Origin of the sequence: Hymenobacter sp. GOD-10R (genome assembly GCF_035609205.1) — a bacterium.
Lineage (GTDB): Bacteria > Bacteroidota > Bacteroidia > Cytophagales > Hymenobacteraceae > Hymenobacter.
Genome location: NZ_CP141184.1, coordinates 6,098,945 through 6,116,592 on the forward strand (window position 1 = coordinate 6,098,945; position 17,648 = coordinate 6,116,592).

Sequence of the window (17,648 nt, forward strand, 5' to 3'; positions counted from 1 at the left end):
CAGGCGATTTCCTCACTCCTACTGCCACTGCTGGCTTGTGCATGCAGCCTCCTGCGAATACGGCAGTAAGTGTCAGCTTGTATAACCCTACCCTGCTCCTAGCCCTAAGCGAGTATTCTTGGTCAGTAAAGGCTAGGTAAGGCTGTTGCGCCAAGCGTCTTTCGGAAGCTTCTCTGTCTTAGTTCAGCTCACGATAACCTTATTCCACTCAGCTCATGAGAAACACCCGCATTGTATCCTCGCTGGCGCTGTGTATCGCTCTTCTGGGTGGGTGTCGCGACAAGAAGAACGTTCCTTCTTCGAAGGAGCTGAACAGCTTAGCGCTTGCTACTGGTATGCGCATCACTTGCGGGATACCGGATCAGCAACTCGGGTCGGTGCAGTTCCCAATTTCTTGCCACGCGGACACTCAGGAGAACTTTACCCTAGGCCTCAAGCTGTTGCATTCGTTTGAGTATGAGGAGGCCGAAAAAGTGTTTGCTGCTATCATCCGCCGACAGCCCGATTGCGCCATGGCGTATTGGGGCGTGGCGATGAGCAATTTTCACCCGCTCTGGACGCCTCCCACCGAGCCTGAACTACGCAAAGGAACGCAGGCCCTAGCCATTGCGCAGCGATTGGTGCAACCCTCCTCCCGAGAAGCAGATTATCTGAAAACGATAACCGCCTTCTACCAGGACTGGGCCTCCGTGGATCACCTCACCCGTTGCCGCCAGTTTGAAGCGGCCAGCGCACAGCTCGCTAGCAAGTACCCCCGCGACAAAGAAGCAGCGGTCTTTCATGCCCTGGCGCTGACGGCCGCGGCAGATCCGACCGACACGACCTTTGCCAACCAGAAAAAGGCGGGGTCGATCCTGACCGCTCTCTACCCGACCAACCCGAACCATCCCGGCGTTGTGCATTACCTCATTCATGCCTACGACGCGCCGCCCCTGGCTAGGTTGGCATTGCCCGCTGCCCGCCGGTACGCAGCCGTGGCGCCTTCCTCGGCCCATGCCCTGCATATGCCCTCTCACATTTTTACCCGCTTGGGTCTGTGGAATGAATGCATTACGTCAAACCTAGCTTCTGTTGCTTCGGCGCAATGCTACGCCCAGCAAGCAGGCATCAAGGGCCACTGGGACGAAGAGTTGCACGGCCTAGATTACCTCATGTACGCCTACCTTCAGAAGGGCGATAACCGGCGAGCCCAACAGCAGGAGCGTTACCTAGCCACCATCAAGGAAGTGCAGCCCGTTACGTTCAAAGTGGCTTATGCTTTTGCCGCCATCCCTGCCCGCTACGTGCTGGAGAATAAGCAATGGGACAAAGCCGCCGCCCTGCAAAGTCATCAGCCTTCCTCTGCCTTCTCGTGGGAGAAGTTTCCGTGGCAACGTGCCATTATCCATTTCACCCGGTTACTCGGGGCCGCTCATACCGACAACCCACAAGCTGCCCAAACGGAGCTGCGCGAACTCCAACAGTTGCACGCGCGCCTTCTTGCACAAAAAGATAATTACAAAGCCAACCAGGTTTCTATTCAGCTCACCACCGGGCAGGCTTGGATGCAGCTGCAAGCCGGCAAGCCGGACGAAGCCGTGCGGCTCATGACCTTGGCCGCTGACTTGGAGGATAAAACGGAGAAGCACCCCGTCACGCCTTGCGAAGTCCTTCCGGCCCGCGAGCTACTAGGCGACATGCTTTTGCAGGTAAAACGCCCAGCGGCAGCCCTAGCCGCGTACAAGGCCGATTTGCAAAAGCATCCGAACCGGTTCAATGGCCTTTATGGAGCGGGCCTAGCGGCTGAACAAGCCGGGCAAGCGGCAACTGCCCGGCGCTACTACCAGCAGTTGCTCGCCTTGGCCCAATCCTCCGGCCCGCCCCGACCGGAGCTACTGACCGCGCAACGATTTCTGGCTGGCTCCCAAGCACAGCAAGTACCCGTTCAGAACACCCACAGCGCTTTGCTACAGGCTAGCTTTTAACTCCACCGATTTCCCAGCCAGCCCTGCCGATTGCAAGGATACTTTCACGGCGCCTGCTCCCGTAGCCTGCACGTAGACCAGCAAGCGGCCATGGTACGCCTGCCGCTTCGTGCCCTTGTAGTCTTCGTGGCTAGCTAGGTCGCCGCTTTCGATGCCGAGCAGCTTGGCTGGGCCTTCCACTGCCACGGTAACTTCGTTGGTAGCCGTGTTTACCGGATTGCCATTTTTATCAACTACCATCACTTCGATCTGAGCTAGGTTGTGGGCTGTGCCAGATAGCGAAGTACGGTCGGCGGTGGCTTGGATTGCGGCCGGTGCCTCAACGGTTTTCAGCACGGTGCGGCTTGCTTCCTGCTCCTTCTTGTAGCTTTTAGCCAGCAGCTCGCCGGGCTGATAGGCGACGTCCCAGGAGACCTCACCGCCTTGCTTTTTACCCAACGACTTGCCGTTCAAAAACAGCTCTACTGCGTCGCCATTAGTGAAGCTCACGACGCGCACTTGGTCGCCCGCGTTCCAGTTCCAGGTGGAGTTGAGGCGCCGATGACCGCGGCTTTGCTGGTCTTTGGAGGCTTCCATGGTACCTAGGTACACCATGGGCTTATCCGACCACAGGCTTTGGCGGAAGTAGAACTCCGGCTTCGGGAAACCCGCTAGGTCGAGCAGACCGGCGCCGTTACTGCGCTGGGGCCACTTGCCAGCCTCGCCCATGTAGTCGATGCCGGTCCAGAGGTATTGGGCCGAGATGTATGCGTTGGAGTCCACAGCGGCCCAGGCACTGCGCGCCATACCGTTTTCGCTACCGTAGACGATGCGGTTTGGGTACTTCTGGTGGTCTTCGGGGTAGCGAAACTCCTGGTAGTTATAGCCCACAACGTCGAGCGACGCAGGATAGTCGGTGAAGTTAGACATCACTACACCAGCCAAGGCGGCAGTGATGGGCCGGGAGGTGTCGTACTTTTTGGCCACGGCCACCAAGTGCTTTGATAGCTCGCCTAGGCGGCTAGCAGCGGGATGGTCGGGCAGGTAGCCTTTGCCATAAATCTGCGGGTTGCGGCCGGTGTTCAGGACCTCGTGCGAGTACGGATCGTTCGGGTAGTCGATTTCGTTGCCGATGCTCCACATGATGATGGATGGGCGGTTGCGATTGCGCAGAATCATGTCGCGTAGGTCGCGGTCGGCCCATTCCTTGAAGTATTGGTGCGAGCCAAATTTGGCGGGTATGCCTACGTTCCAGCCTTCCACCCACTTGTTTTTGCCTTCCTCCCACTCATCGAAGGCCTCGTCCATCACCAGGAAACCTAGTTTATCGCACAGGTCGTAGAAGTAGTCGGCGTGGGGGTTGTGGCTCATGCGGATGGAGTTGCAGCCGCCTTCTTTCAAGGTCTTCAGCCGACGCTCCCACACGTCCATCGGCACGGCTACGCCAAGCGCGCCCGCGTCGTCGTGCAGGCAGACACCTTTCAGCTTGAGGTTTTTACCGTTCAGAAAGAAGCCTTGGTTCGCATCAAAGCGGATGCTACGCACGCCCACTTCCTCGACTACCTCGTCAGTCGGCTTGCCTTGAACCGATAAGGCCACGCGCAATTTGTAGCGGTTAGGGTTATCCACCGACCACAAGCTAGGCTTGCTGATTTTCAGCGTCATGGCAGCGGGCGTGTCGGTCTTGGGTTTGGTTTGCACTTGCTGCTGGGCGGTGGCTACTACTTTGCCTTGCGGGTCCGTTAGCGTGCTTTTTACCAAAACAGTAGCCGCCGCGGCCGTCATGTTGTTGATGGCTACCGTCACCTTGCCGGTGGCGGCGCTGGCTGATACTTCCGGCGTGGTGAAGCCTACGCCCCATTGCCCAATGTGCACGGGTTCCGTGGCGAGCAAGTACACGTTGCGGTAGATGCCCGAGCCCGTGTACCAGCGCGAATCGGCAAACTCGGTGTGGTCCACTTTCACGGCTAGCACGTTTTTACCGCTTGCCTTCAGGTACGGGGTCAGCTCGTACTGGAAGGAAGCGAAGCCGCTGGGCCGCTTACCTAGGTAGTGCCCATTGATCCAGACCTCACTGTTTTTGTACACGCCATCGAAGTACACAAACACCTTCTTCAAGCGGAAGCCGGCGGGCACATCAAACGTTTTACGGTACCAGCCGATGCCCCCCGGCAGGAAGCCTGTGGCGCTGGCCCACTCCTGGCTGAACGGCCCTTCAATGCTCCAATCATGGGGCAACTCCAAGCGTCGCCAATCGGCGTCGTTGAAGTCAGCCTTGTCGCCCGCGGTTACATCGCCTTTGTGAAACTTCCAGTCAGCGTTGAACAATAGCTGTTGACGGGGCGCTTGGGCCTGAGCACTACTTGACAACAAGCTACTTACAAAAGCAAGAAGGAGTAGAAAGGCTGTTTTCATGGAAGCGGGCGTTTTGGGTGGGGTAAGGGTATATCTGCCTGGCAGTTCTAGCGAATGTCGCTGACCAGCGTCGTGATGGAGCGTGGAGCTAGGTGCACCAGTTGGCCGGCTTTTACCACAGCGCCGGGTTGCAGATCGGCGGTGGCAGAGGTAGTGTACGTGCGCACCGCACCTATCTTCTTCTGGCTCAGTGTCAAGCGCAGATCAGTTGGTGTGCTGGCCGAGTTGACGACTACCGTGATGAGCTGCTTGCCAGTGACGTTTTTGTAAGCAGAAACCAGCAGTTGATTATCGTTTGCGGAAGCTTGATCAATGCGCGCATCGACTCGGACGGCGCCGGGACGAAGGTAGCGGCTGTAGTTACCCAGCGCCCACAGCATCTTGCTCACCTGGTAGTTACCATCTTCTTTGGTCTTGTCGATGTAGATCAGGCCGTCTTTGTAATCGTAGGGTGAGATGGCGAGCCACCATTGCCACGCGGCGGCATTTGCCACGGCGAGGTCCATGTGAATGGTGCGGGCTAGGTACAAGGCCGCATCCATCCCTAGGTCGCGCTTGTTGCCGTTGATTTCGCCGGCGTTATCACCCAAAATACAGTACTCCGACTGCCAGAAGGTTAGCTTATCAACCGTCGCTACTTTGGCGGCTAGCTGCTGGCGCGTAGCCACGGCTTGGGTGTAGGGCGAGGTAGTAAAGTAGCTGTGCGCGGCAACGGTGTGGGCTACGCTCGGCAGGTTGCCCACGTACGTGGACGCAGCGGTCGGGCTGAAGAAGGCATTGATTTGTTCGCCCCGGTTGGGCTTGTCTTCCGTGGCAAACAGGTAATTGATCTTACCCGCCTCGGTCAGCAAGATCTTGGTGGGGAGTTGCTGCGCTACCAGCGCCGTGTTCAAGGCCTTGGTCACGCCGGCAATTTCCTCGTTACGAAACGGGCTGCCCTCCTGCTTAGGGTCGCTCCAATCCCACTGCGGCTCATTCACCGGGCTGATGTAGTCGAAGGTGATACCCGTGGTTTTCTTCACGCCTTGTACCACGTTGGCGATGAACGTGGCTAGGGGTTCGTAGTTGGCCGGAGCTAGGTTGGTTTTTCCACCTTCGGCGAAAGCCTTACCTGTGACGGTGTACTGCACCGGCGGACTATTCAGAAAGCCGAGGAACTGCTTAACACCCCGCTTCTTGGCCGCTTGCAGAAACCAGACTTGCCCAGCTTGCCGGGTCCAATCGTAGCGGCCGTCGGGCAGCATAAACGACTCGGCGCGGTGCCACTCGTCTCGAATGCCGCTCTGCTCGCCCTGCTGCGTGCTGCCCGCCCCAATGTTGAAGCGCCACATCGACAAGCCGATGCCTTTCGGCTGACCACCGGCCTTGTCTTCCGTGCTGAACAGCAAGTCGGCCATGGCCTCCTTTTTGGCCGCTGGCCACTGGCCCACAAACTGACACGCCCACGCATCCGAGGCGCTGAAGTTGTCGATGGTCTGGTAGGTTTTCGCGTCGTCTAACTGCACCGTCACGGTTTTGACTGCTACCCCAACGCTAGGTTTGGCAGACTGCCCATTGGTCGAACTAGCAGCTGCTAGCAGCACAAGCCCACTCAAGAAGAGGCGCGAACCAGCAACCGGCTTCTTACCCAAAGGCACCTTAGCGGGCGAAGCCGAATCACGGAAGCGTAGTATAGCACTCATTACAAACAGTTTGTGTTCAATGGAAAAGCGACAGCAAGGTAGTTAAAGAACATAGCCAGCAACAAGGAGCACGTAGTTTGTCCTTGCTGCTGGCTAAATCAACCTAGGTTAGTACCCTGGGTTCTGCTCCACATTGCCGCCGGAGAGTTGAATCTGCGGGGTCGGGATGGGGAAAAGGTTGTTCTTCTCCGATATCTGGTCCTTCACTTTGCCCTTGTCGTAGGGGTCGGTGCTGGTCAGCTGCGCGGCATTGAAGGCGGTGATAACCGCTACCAAGCGGTGCTGCCGCACGAGGTCGTAGTAGCGGTGGCCTTCCATGGCTAGCTCCAGGCGGCGCTCTAGCCAGATGTGGTTCAGCAGCTGCGTGCCGGTGGAGGTACGAGGTAGCACGGTACCGGGCTTCAGCCGATTCGCACGGGCGCGCACCAGGTTGAGCGAGGTACGGGCTTTGTCCTCCTGACCTAGGCGGTACGACGCCTCGGCGTGCATCAGCAGCAAGTCGGCGTAGCGCAACTCGATGCGGTTGAGCGGTGAGTGGTTACTCTCGTTAGCCGGCCGGTCTTTCAGCAACAGGAACATCTTGCGGCTAATGCGACCCGATTCATTTTCCGAAGGCTTGGTGTCGTACTTGGTGTAGTCGAAGCTAGTCGTTTTCACGTCCACGCTGTCACCCTGCTTGATGATGGTCCACTTCAGACGTGGGTCGTTTTCCCGCACGAATGCCTGCTCTAGGTTGCTGCTAGGCGTATTGAAACCCCAGCCGCCATCGGCCCGGCTCCGCATCACCACGGTGAGTGCAGTACCTAGGTTAAAGGTTTGATTGGCATTGTAGTTAAACTCGAAGATGGACTCGTTGCCGTTGGGGTTGCTCACGCTCCACACCCGGCTGAAGTCGTCGCTGAGGTTGTACTGATTCGAGCTAATCACCTTTTCGGCGTACTGCTGCGACTCGGCCCACTTCTCGGTAAACAGGTACGCCTTAGCTAGGTAGGCGTTGGCCGCACCCTTTGTAGCGCGGCCCTTATCGATAGCAGCGCGGGCGTTCTTCTCGGACAGAGCATCGGCAGCATCCTTCAAATCCTGGATGATCTGGGCGTAGCACTCATCAGTAGAAGCGCGCTTGTAGGTTAGAGCTTCTTCAGCCGTCACAGGTTGCAGCACCAACGGTACCCCGCCGAAGCCTTTCACCAGTTCGAAGTAGTTGTAGGCCCGAATAAACTTCACCTCACCGATGAGCTGCTTCTGCAACTCGGCATCGATGGGCGCTTTGGCGATGCCTACTAGCGCGGCGTTGCAGTTGCCAATAGCTTGGTAGAGGTGAGTGTAGCGGTTGTCAAACCACTCATTATTAGGCAACCAGAAGAAGCGGGAGAAGTCGCCAAACTCGCGCTGGTCGCCGGCAATGGCGTTACCTTTCCACGAGTCGTCGGAGCCAGCGTCGCCGAACATGCGGGTGCGGTCGAGCTGCCACCAGTCGCTCTGGTCGGAGAGGGAGTAGCAGCCCATCACGGCCGCTTTGCACTCGTCGGCGGTGGTGTAGTAGTTGTTTGTGTTCTGCTGTCCGCGGGGTGGCTCGTTCAGGAAGTCCTTGCAGGCTTGCAAGCTTAGGCCGAGCACCAACGTGAGAAGGAAGCTATATTTTTTCATGATTTCAGCGGCTGGGAGGGATTTAGAAAGCAATATTGGCGCCCACCAAATAGGTGCGGGTTGTGGGATAATTGCCTAGGTCAACTCCGCGGTTGAGGGCTGAAGGCGTGTCCGTGTAGGAGCGGCCATAGCCGATTTCGGGGTCTAGGCCCGAGTAGTTGGTGATGGTGAACAGGTTCTGGGCACTCACGTACACGCGCAGGCTGCTGGTGTGCAGGAGCTTGGAAGTTGCCTGCGGCAGCGTGTAACCGAGCTGCAAATTCCGCATGCGAGCATACGAACCATCTTCCACGTAGAAATCCGAGAAGCGCGTGAGGTTCTGGTTGTTGTCGTTGGCCAGGATGCGGGGTACTGTGTTGGAGGTGCCTTCGCCGTGCCACGCCTTGTCTTCCAGGCCAGCAATTTTGTTGTAGTTGTAGCTGCCCGAATACCACCAGCCTTTGTTGGCATTCACGATGTCGTTGCCGAGGCTGCCCACCAGCGACACTTGCAAGTCGAAGCCCTTGTAGCCCGCGTTCAGGTTCACACCAAAAGTCAGATCCGGCGTGGGGTTGCCGATGTACTTCTGGTCTTTGGCGTCAATCACGCCGTCATTGTTCAGGTCGGCAAAGCGGAAGTCGCCGGGTTTGGCGCTGGGCTGCACCAGCGTGCCAGTTGGGCCTTTATAGGCGTCAATGTCATTCTGATTCTGGAAGATGCCCTGCGTCTGGTAGCCGTAGAAAGCACCCACGTAGCCGCCTTCTTCCGTTTTAGAAGGACGCCCGAAAATAGGCGTGTTGCCGGAGTACAACGCCTGGCCGTTGGCTAGCTTCTTAATCTTACTGATGGCGTGCGTAGCGTTGATGTTGGCGCCGTACGTGAAGTCGCCCGTCGATTTGGCGTAGCCGACCGAGAAGTCGAGACCGTTGGTTTTCATGCTGCCGATGTTAGTCACGGGGCTGTTGTAGCCGTAACCCGCGTGGCCCGGAATGGCCTGGCTCATCAACATGTCCATGGTGTTGCGGCGGAACACGTCAGCCGTCACCGTCAACCGGTTTTGCAGGAAAGCTAGGTCCGTACCGATGTTGTAATCCTCTACCGTTTCCCACTTCACGTTGGGGTTGGGCACGTTGTTCTGAATCACACCGAGCTGCTCGGTGCGCGTGTCGCCCGTCACGTAGTACACCTGGTCCAGCGTACCGATGTAGGCGCTATTCGTGATGCTGCGGATGTTCTGGTTACCTACCCGGCCCCAGCTAGCCCGCAACTTGAAGAAGTTAACGGGGCTCACATCTTTCATGAAGTTCTCGTCTGAAATCAACCAGCCAGCCGAAACCGATGGGAACACGCCCCAACGATTGGCCGACGGAAATACTGAAGCGCCGTCGCGGCGGATGCTAGCGCCCAACAGGTAGCGGCCCTTGTAATCGTAATTTACCCGGCCAATCAGCGAGGCAATGGTGTTCACGAAGTCGTTGCCCTCTATGCTGAAGTTGGCCGTGGCCGCGTCGGGGTAGCGCAAGTCAGGCGAGTTGCTCGGAATAGCTTGCCCAAGAGCGGCTTCTGTGCGGGTAGTAAATTTCTCCAGCGTCACGGCGGCCAAGGCCGAAATGTTGTGGTCGCCGAATGACTTCGTATAGTTCAGCGTGTTGGTGTTGTTCCAGTTGATTTCAATGTTGTGCTCCCTTCTGAGCGAGTTCACCTGGTTGCGCTCGTTTGGGTCGATGGTGTAGAAGGGCGAGAAGGCGTTGCGCTCGTACACGTTGTTGTTGGAGCCAAAGCGCGTTTCGAAGATCAGCCCCGGCGTGAACTCGTAGTTGGCGTACACAGTGCCCACCAGGAAGTACTGGTTGCGCTTGTCGTCGTTGCGCTCCACAAAGGCCAAAGGGTTGCCAATGTCGGTCGGCGAAGCACCGTAATAGTCGTATGGGTTGCCCGATGTGCCCGGCCGGCGAGCCGGCGTGATGGGGTCATCGTTGAACGCGTCGCGGAATAAGCTGCCGCTGTTCAAGTACTTCTGGTTCGTCATGGAGATATTGAAGTCCTCGCCAACTTTCAGGTGCTTAGCCGCTTGGTACTCCGTCTTCATGCGCAGCGAAAGCCGCTCAAAGTCCGAGTTGCGCACTAGGCCCTGCTCCTTGAAGTAGCTGATGCCCGTCGAGTACACCACTTTGTCGCTGCCGCCCGACAAGCCGACCGAGTAATTCTGGGTGCTGCCGCGGCGCGAAATTTCTTTCCACCAGTCCGTGCTTTGCGTAAACGAAGCCGGATCGGGGTACACCGCTGGCCGGCCGGAGTTGGTGGCCGCTAGGTTCATGATGCGCGCATACTCGCTGCCCGACGCCATGTCGGGCGTCTTCGTTGGGTTCGATACGCCGTAGGTCACGTCGAGCGTGATCTTTGGCTCGCCTTTCACGCCTGCTTTGGTCGTAATCAGGATAACGCCGTTGGCTGCCCGCGAGCCGTAGATAGCCGCCGAAGCGGCGTCTTTGAGCACGCTTAAGCTAGCTATGTCTTTTGGGTTCAGGTAATTGATGTTCGCTACCGGCAAACCATCCACCACATGCAGCGGACTGTTGCCGTTGATAGTCGAAAGGCCACGAATCAAAATTTGGGGCGACGCGCCAGGCTCCGAACCCGCGCCTACTACCGATACGCCAGCGGCTTTGCCTTGCAGCGCGCTGCCCACGTCAGACACCGTAAGCTTGGAAAGCTCTTGGCCTTGCACGGTCGTCACGGCGTTGGTGAGGCTGCGCTTTTCCTGGGTGCCGTAGCCAACTACTACGACTTCATCCAGGGCCTTCGTGTCGACGCCTAGTGTCACGTCTACCGTCGTGCGGCCGGCAAGGGCTACCTCCTGCTGCTTGTAGCCCACGAAAGAGAATTGAAGCACACCCGTGGCAGCATCGGGCACGCTCAGGGTGAAGTTGCCTTGGGTATCGGTGGCGGCCCCGACGGTGGTGCCCTTCAGCAGCACCGTAACGCCGGGCAGGCCTGAGCCAGTGTTGTCTTTCACGGTTCCTTTGACAGCTGTCTGCGCAAAAGCCCCCGTCATCGACAGGAAGAAGAGAAGAAAGCACACCATGTACCCCTTCTTGGGTATCAGATTGTTCATAAGGTGGTGGGAAGTAGAGTGAGAAATAAATGGAAAAGCGGCGGTGGGACTCAGTCGAGTTTTCCCACGGCCGGGGACGGTAAGCTGCTCAGGATGGGTTTGGGTAAACTCTTCAGGGTAGTTTGCTCGGGCTTCAGCATCTCCAGCACAACGACTTCATTTTCACCCTTCTTAAGCCACTCCACCGGCACATACAATGTCTGCTGGGGGCCGGCTTGCCAGTAGCGACCTAGGTTATGCCCATTGAGCCACACCGAGCCTTTTCCCCAAGTGCGCATGTCCAGGTAGGTATCGCCGGTTTGGGTGAGGGTGAAGGTGCCGTGCTTTACGGAAGGGCCGGCAAGGGCCTTGGTGGCGGTTTTGGTTTTGAACAAGGAGGCATCGGCCCGCTCGAACGGCAGGCTGAACATCTGCCAGTTCTTCACCTCCTTGCCGCCCAGCAACACCTTCTCGGTGATGCCCTTGTGGTTTTGCAACAGGTACTTGCCGAAGTTGATCCGACCTAGGTTTTCTACCAAGATTTCCAACCGCGCTGAGCCCTTAGGCAGGGTGATGGCCAGGCTGTCTTGCTTTAGGCGGCGGTCCAGCACGCCCACCCGCTTACCATCCACGAAGATTACTCCATAGTCTCGCAGGTCTTTGATCTTCAGGGTGCTGGTCGTGCCGCCCGGCACTGTAGCGCGATACAGCACGTAGCCGTACGCCTGACCTAGGTCTTCGAAGGTGAGCGGCGTGGCATTGGCTTTCGGCGAAGGTAGCATGTCGAACAGGCTCACAGCTTGCGTGAGCTGCACGGCGGGCAGCGTGATAGTGGGCTTGGCAGCGGGCACCGGGGGCAGCTTCACGCCGGCGGGCAAGTGCTTCTCAATGACACTGCGAAACGCCATGAATTTGGGGGTAGCATTACCGGCTTCGTCCAGCGGCGCATCGTAGTCGTAACTGCTGATCTGGGGCTCGTAGGCGACCGTGTCGCTGAAGTTGGCGCCGTTCATAAAGCCGCGCGTAGTGCCCCCATGAAACATGTACATGTTGATGGACAGGCCTGCAGCCAGCACCGTATCGAGGCGGCCGGTGTACTTGGAGGCCGGCACGGTGTGGTGCGGAGCGCCCCACCAATCAAACCAAGCCGGGTACCACTCGGCAATGAAGAAGGGCCCCTTGCCGCCGTGGTTTTCGCGCACGACTTGCTTTACCTTGTTGGGGTCGTCCCAGCCATTCACGGCCGGCAGCAAACCTTCTAAGTGCCCCTCTTTCACCTTGGCACCGGGGTCACAGGTGTAGAGCAGGCCATCGAAGCCAGCATCTTGGAACAGCTTGCGATTGATAGCTAGGTACTCTTTGTCGCTGGCGTAGAAGCCGTATTCGTTCTCTACCTGCACCATGAGCACCGGTCCGCCGTGGTTGATCTGCAAGGGCGCGAGCTGCTTGCCAACTTCCTGGATATACGCTTTGTACTCGGCCAGAAACTGCGGCGACTTGCTGCGCACTACGAGGCCTTTCTCGTTTTGCAACCAGTACGGGTAGCCACCAAATTCCCACTCGGCGCACACGTAGGGGCTAGGTCGCAGCACCACCCAGAGACCTTCCTCCTGCGCCATCTTCACGAAGGCTGCAATGTCGTTGTTGCCGGTGAAGTCGAACTTACCTTTCTGCGGCTCGTGCAGGTTCCAGAATACGTAGGTCCCTATCGTGTTCAGGCCCATAGCCTTCGCCATTTTCATGCGGGCCCGCCATGCTTCCCGCGGCACGCGGGGGTAGTGCAGCTCGCCCGAAATCATTTGAAACGGCTTACCGTCGAGCAGGAAGTTTTCGTCGCCCAAGGCAAAGGTGTGCTTTGCCACTTGGGCATCGGCAGCCACCGGCAGCAGGCAGGTACTAAAGAATAAGAGAAGCCAGAAAAGATTTTTCATGGTGGAGTTAAGCGGAAGAAGGGGTCGGGTACTGGGTTACTAAAAGGTGTGGCGGGAAGCTGAAGTATTCGCCGCAATCGTTTGTGGTTGGCTTGGCCCTACCAGCAGCCGGACTGCTCCGGTAAGCACTCTCCTGAAGGACTGAAGTTGAATTCTCCGGCAACTCTTATCAGTAGAGCTACCCTAACTAGGTCTTGTGCAGCGTGGGAAATAGTCGTGTTGCAGGCCGCCGAAGCAGCAGACGTTTATCACCTGGTTTGCTCACCCTACTAATGGCAAGCAGACGGGCTTTTCGTGCGGAAAAGAAAAGCGCTCTTATCAGGCCCTAAAACTACCAGAGCAGGCTGGTCTGAAGCAGGGGGATTTTGATAAAAAAGAGGCGGGAAATTGGTCTGAACGCAGCAAAAACAGGATTCTACCGCTTCTTATTTAACTAAATCGGGACTTTTCAACCAAAAAAGGGGTAAATTGGTCGGCCTTCAAGAAAGGCTTCATTCGGAGGACGAGCGGTTGAGGCAGTAGCCTAGGTTTTGTTTATCGGCTCTGAATTGGCTTTCGAAAGGACCTGAACCGAGCCGTTTGTGGCTTCAATACACCTTCGCTTTTTCCCTCCTTTCGGGGTTGAATTTATACGCTATGAAGTGGCTAGTTTCCCAAGCTCTACTCCTCTTCATGATAGGGGTAGCGTGCACAAGCGGCCTTGCCCAAAGCGCGCCCGGAGAATTCCGATTTGAACACCTTACCGTCAACGATGGCCTATCGCACAGTGACGCTATGGCCGTGGTGCAAGACCGCGCCGGTTTTATTTGGGTCGGAACCAACCGAGGCATCAACCGCTACGATGGCTACGGCCTGAAGAAATATATCCTGCCCGTAAACTCCTCCAATGGCTTATCCGGCAACCGCGTGCGGGCTTTCCACGTGGGCCCCAATGGCCGCTTGTGGGTCGGTGCCGAAAGCAGCGGCCTCAGCTACTACGATGCCGACCACGACCGTTTCCTCAACATCAAGGAGCAATATGCGCCACCCGCTTACCGCTCGTTAGCCCGCCAGTTGGCAGAATCCGACGTGGTGGGCATCACCTCCGATGTACATGAGCGCTTGTGGGTAGGAACCCAGCACGATGGTCTTTTTGTGTTGAGCTTTACGGCTCAGGGAAAGCTAGCTAGCTTACGGCAAGTCAGGCTAACCGAAAATGGCAGCACGAACTACCAAGTACTGAGCTTAGTAGCCACGCCAGAAGGTCAAATTTGGGTGGGCACCCTAGGGTCGGGATTGCGGATAGTAGACGCGGGTGCCTCCTTACCCGAGTCGCTGGCAACTCGCGCTGTCCCCCTTGCGGTTGCCACCGTTCGCGCCGTACACCTCGACCGCCGCGGCGACCTCTGGATTGGGACTACCCACCAAGTGTTTTGGGTGTCGCGCCGGAGCCGGCTTCACGTGCGCGACCTAGCTTCACACCCCTTGCCACAGGCCTGCCGGGACATTCATGATTTGCGCCTGGACTCGTTTGGGCGGTTGTGGGTCGGTACTGATTATGGCTTGTACCTGTGGCAAGCGGCGGCCGTAACGGGCATAGCCCCGCCCCTTCAGCCCACCAAGCCTACTCTCTTTTTGCCAGTAGGCGGTGACCCCTTCAGCTTGCAGTCGGAGCGGGTGCATCAGCTCTTTGAAGATCAAAACCAAGTGTTGTGGTTGGCCGCTTCGGCGGGTGGGTTGAACCGGGTTGATCTCCGCCAAAAGCCTTTCGGCCAGCTCCAACACCAGCTGACAAGTGAACCTACGCTTCCTAATAATTACGTCAATGCCATTTACAAAGAAGAAGCGAAGAACCTGCTTTGGATTGGCACTCGCAACGGCTTCTCGCGCTACGACCTAGCTCGCAAAACCTATCACAACTACCTAAGCTGGCAGCAGTCGGGCGACGGAACCGGTGTGGATGTGTCGAGCATTGTGCAGGCTTCCGACGGTACCCTATGGCTCGGCACCCGCACCCACGGGCTCTACACGCTTAAGCGGGAAGGGGAGCACGAAGTATTGGCACGCTTTGCGGCCCTCTCAACTCAGCCCGATAAAGTAGCGACCAGCATTGAAAGCATCGTGGAGGACCGCTACGCGACCATGTGGGTGGCCACCTTCAACGCCGGATTAGCTAGGTTTAGTCGGGCTGGCAAGCATCTGAAAACGTATCGCCGCGCTACAGGCTTGCCCACTGACCACTTCACTTGCCTTCTGTACGACCGCAAGAAAGATGTGCTCTGGGCCAGCACCCGCGACGCGGGCCTGCTCAAGCTGCGCGTAACGGCTGACTCGCTAGTACTGCTGAAGCGTTTTACGTACGACAAGCACAACGTTAACAGCTTAAGCGTCAACTATACCTGGCCTCTATTGCAGGATAAGCAAGGGACGCTCTGGATAGGTACTATCGGCGGTGGCCTCCATCAGCTACAAACCGATCTGCAAGGCCGCGAAACCATCCGACGCTGTAACCAATGGATGCCCGAAAGCGACGTGGAAAGCATTCTGGCTGATGAGGATGGGCACCTCTGGATTGGGGGCACGGGCTTGTACCGCGTCACGCCTACTACCCACCGCTACCTACTCTACGACGTAGAAGACGGCCTGCAAAGCAACTCCTTCAAGATCGGTGCCGCCTGCCGTGCCCAGGATAGCACGCTGTACTTCGGAGGCATCAACGGCATCAGCTACTTCAAGCCCCGCGCGATCCAAACGAACCCGTACCCGCCCGTGGTGCGCATCACTGGCTTGCGTATTGCCAACAAGTCAGTGGCTGTGGGTGAGCTAATTAACAAGCGTGTATTGCTCACCAAGGATCTGGCCCGCCCGCAAACGATTGCCATTCGGGCGGATGAAAACGACTTCTCCGTGGAGTTCGTGGGCTTGAATTATGCCACGCCCAACAAGCACCACTACGCCTACCAGTTAGTAGGTTACAACACAGATTGGGTAGCTGCCGCGCCGGGGCAGCGCACGGCTGGTTTTGCCAACTTGCAGCCCGGTAACTACACCTTCTTGGTGAAAGCGAGCAATGGCGACGGGCTCTGGTCGAAAGAACCGGCTACGTTGCAGTTCACCATCTTGCCCCCATGGTGGAAAACGTGGTGGGCCTACTTACTGTACAGCTTGGCTTTATCTGGCGCCCTACTGCTTTACCGCCGGGTTACGATGGCGCAGCAAGGCTTGAAGAGTAAGCTAACCTTAGAGAAGTTTCGGGTTGAGAAGGAGAAGGAGCTTACCGACCTGAAGCTGAGCTTCTTTACCAACGTCTCCCACGAGCTGCGCACCCCACTAACGCTCATCCTAGGTCCGATGGAAGAGCTACTCACGGCGGCTAACCGATTTGCGGGCTTAAAGGATAACATTCTGCTTATGCACAAGCAGACGCGTAAGCTGCTAGAGCTCGTTAATCAATTGCTCGACTTTCGTAAGGTGGAAGCCGGTCAGGTTCCCCTGCGCGCCACCCGCGGTGACATTATCGGCTTTGTGACAGAAATCTTCTTGATTTTCAAACTGAAAGCCGAAGAACGTGACCTAGCGTATTCACTGCTGGCCCCACCCGAGCCGGTAGAGCTTTACTTTGATCCAGGCAAGCTCGAAATCGTACTGACCAACCTGCTGTCTAATGCCTTCAAGTACACCCGCGAACACGGCACTATCACGCTGACTGCTGCGGTAGTAGGCGACCCGGAAAGCGCGGCTACTTTCGGAGCCCACGGGCTAATTGACAACTACCTAGAACTGAAGGTAATTGACCAAGGAATTGGCATGAAGCCATCCGATCTGGCAAACATCTTCGATGCTTATTATCAAGCCTCCCAAACCGAAACCCTGCGTATGATGGGTACGGGCATTGGCTTGTCCTTGGTAAAGCAGTTTGTAGAGCGTCACGCCGGAGAAATTACGGTGGAGAGTGCAGTAGGCCAAGGAACTACATTTACGGTTCGGCTGCCCTTCGGGCGGGAACACCTAGCTCCCGCAGACCTCGCGCCGACAGAAGCCAGCGCCGAGCCAACCTTCCAGGCGCCTGAGACGCCCATCAGTTTAGCCATAACAGAGCACTTGCCGGAAGCAGCGGAAGAGCTAGCTGCCGGCACCCGTCGCTTGCTTATTGTGGAGGACAACGACGATGTGCGGCATTATGTAGAGCAGTTGTTTCGTCCTGACTATGAAGTAATGGTAGCCATCGACGGAGCACAAGGATGGGCCTTCGCGCAAGCACTACTACCGGATCTGGTCATTAGTGATGTGATGATGCCCAACGGCAACGGGCTGGAACTCTGCCAAAAGATCAAGCAGAACCCTAAAACCCTGCACATTCCCGTGGTATTACTGACGGCGCGCACGGCCGCCGTTCACGAGCTGGAAGGGCTGGAAAACGGCGCCGACGATTACGTCAGCAAACCATTTAATCCAAAGCTGCTGCAAGCGAAGGTCTCTGCTATTCTGCGTAACCGGCTCAAAACGCGCGAGTTTTACCAGCGCCAGATTCTGCTGGAGCCTACGGAGGCCGTCATTCCCGAGGAAGACAAGCTGTTCCTGGAAAAAGCCATGAAAGTGGTGGAAGACAACCTTTCTGACCTCGACTTCAATGTGCAGGTGCTGATACGCGAAATGGGCATGAGCCAGTCTTTCTTTTACCGCCGGGTGAAAAGCATTACCGGGCAATCGGTGGTAGCCTTTATCCGCGACGTACGGTTGAAGCGAGCGGCGCAGCTATTGAGCAGCACCCACTTGCGCGTGTCTGATATTGCCTACCAGGTTGGTATGCAAGACCTAAAGCACTTCCGAACCGAGTTTCAGAAGATCTACAACATGTCTCCCTCCGAGTACGCCAAGCAACACCGCGGCAGTGAGCCAGTGGGGTTGGTGGTGTGCAACTAAACGTTGGGAGGAAAACGTATGACCTAGGTGGTCTAGCAGGTTCGGCGAAGATCAG

Annotated in this window: 7 protein-coding genes; 2 read left to right on the forward strand and 5 right to left on the reverse strand. The window is 57.1% G+C overall.

The window, feature by feature from the left end:
• The first annotated feature begins 215 nt into the window (after window positions 1–215).
• Entirely contained in the window at window positions 216–1,964 is a 1,749-nt protein-coding gene (locus tag SD425_RS24335) for a hypothetical protein (protein ID WP_324673221.1), read from the forward strand.
• Here the strand turns inward: SD425_RS24335 and SD425_RS24340 are convergent.
• The 5 genes from SD425_RS24340 to SD425_RS24360 all read right to left on the reverse strand — a co-directional run bounded on the left by SD425_RS24340 (window position 1,947) and on the right by SD425_RS24360 (window position 12,691).
• Window positions 1,947–4,358 carry a sugar-binding domain-containing protein gene (locus SD425_RS24340; RefSeq protein WP_324673223.1) on the reverse strand — a complete coding sequence of 804 codons (2,412 nt, stop codon included), beginning with the start codon at window positions 4,356–4,358 and terminating at the stop codon, window positions 1,947–1,949. The two genes, SD425_RS24335 and SD425_RS24340, sit on opposite strands and share 18 nt — an antisense overlap.
• 47 nt (window positions 4,359–4,405) lie before the next feature.
• Window positions 4,406–6,040 carry a glycoside hydrolase gene (locus SD425_RS24345; RefSeq protein ID WP_324673225.1) on the reverse strand — a complete coding sequence of 545 codons (1,635 nt, stop codon included), beginning with the start codon at window positions 6,038–6,040 and terminating at the stop codon, window positions 4,406–4,408.
• Between the two features lie 108 nt (window positions 6,041–6,148).
• Window positions 6,149–7,687 (reverse strand): RagB/SusD family nutrient uptake outer membrane protein, encoded by a 1,539-nt coding sequence (locus SD425_RS24350; protein WP_324673227.1) that lies wholly within the window; start codon window positions 7,685–7,687, stop codon window positions 6,149–6,151.
• A gap of 22 nt (window positions 7,688–7,709) precedes the next feature.
• Entirely contained in the window at window positions 7,710–10,781 is a 3,072-nt protein-coding gene (locus SD425_RS24355; protein WP_324673228.1) for a TonB-dependent receptor, read from the reverse strand.
• Between the two features lie 50 nt (window positions 10,782–10,831).
• Window positions 10,832–12,691: a glycoside hydrolase family 35 protein gene (locus tag SD425_RS24360; RefSeq protein WP_324673229.1), complete on the reverse strand. Its 1,860-nt coding sequence runs from the start codon at window positions 12,689–12,691 to the stop codon at window positions 10,832–10,834.
• A gap of 672 nt (window positions 12,692–13,363) precedes the next feature.
• Here SD425_RS24360 and SD425_RS24365 point away from each other — a divergent pair.
• Window positions 13,364–17,593 (forward strand): two-component regulator propeller domain-containing protein, encoded by a 4,230-nt coding sequence (locus SD425_RS24365; RefSeq protein ID WP_324673231.1) that lies wholly within the window; start codon window positions 13,364–13,366, stop codon window positions 17,591–17,593.
• The last annotated feature ends 55 nt before the right edge of the window (window positions 17,594–17,648 follow it).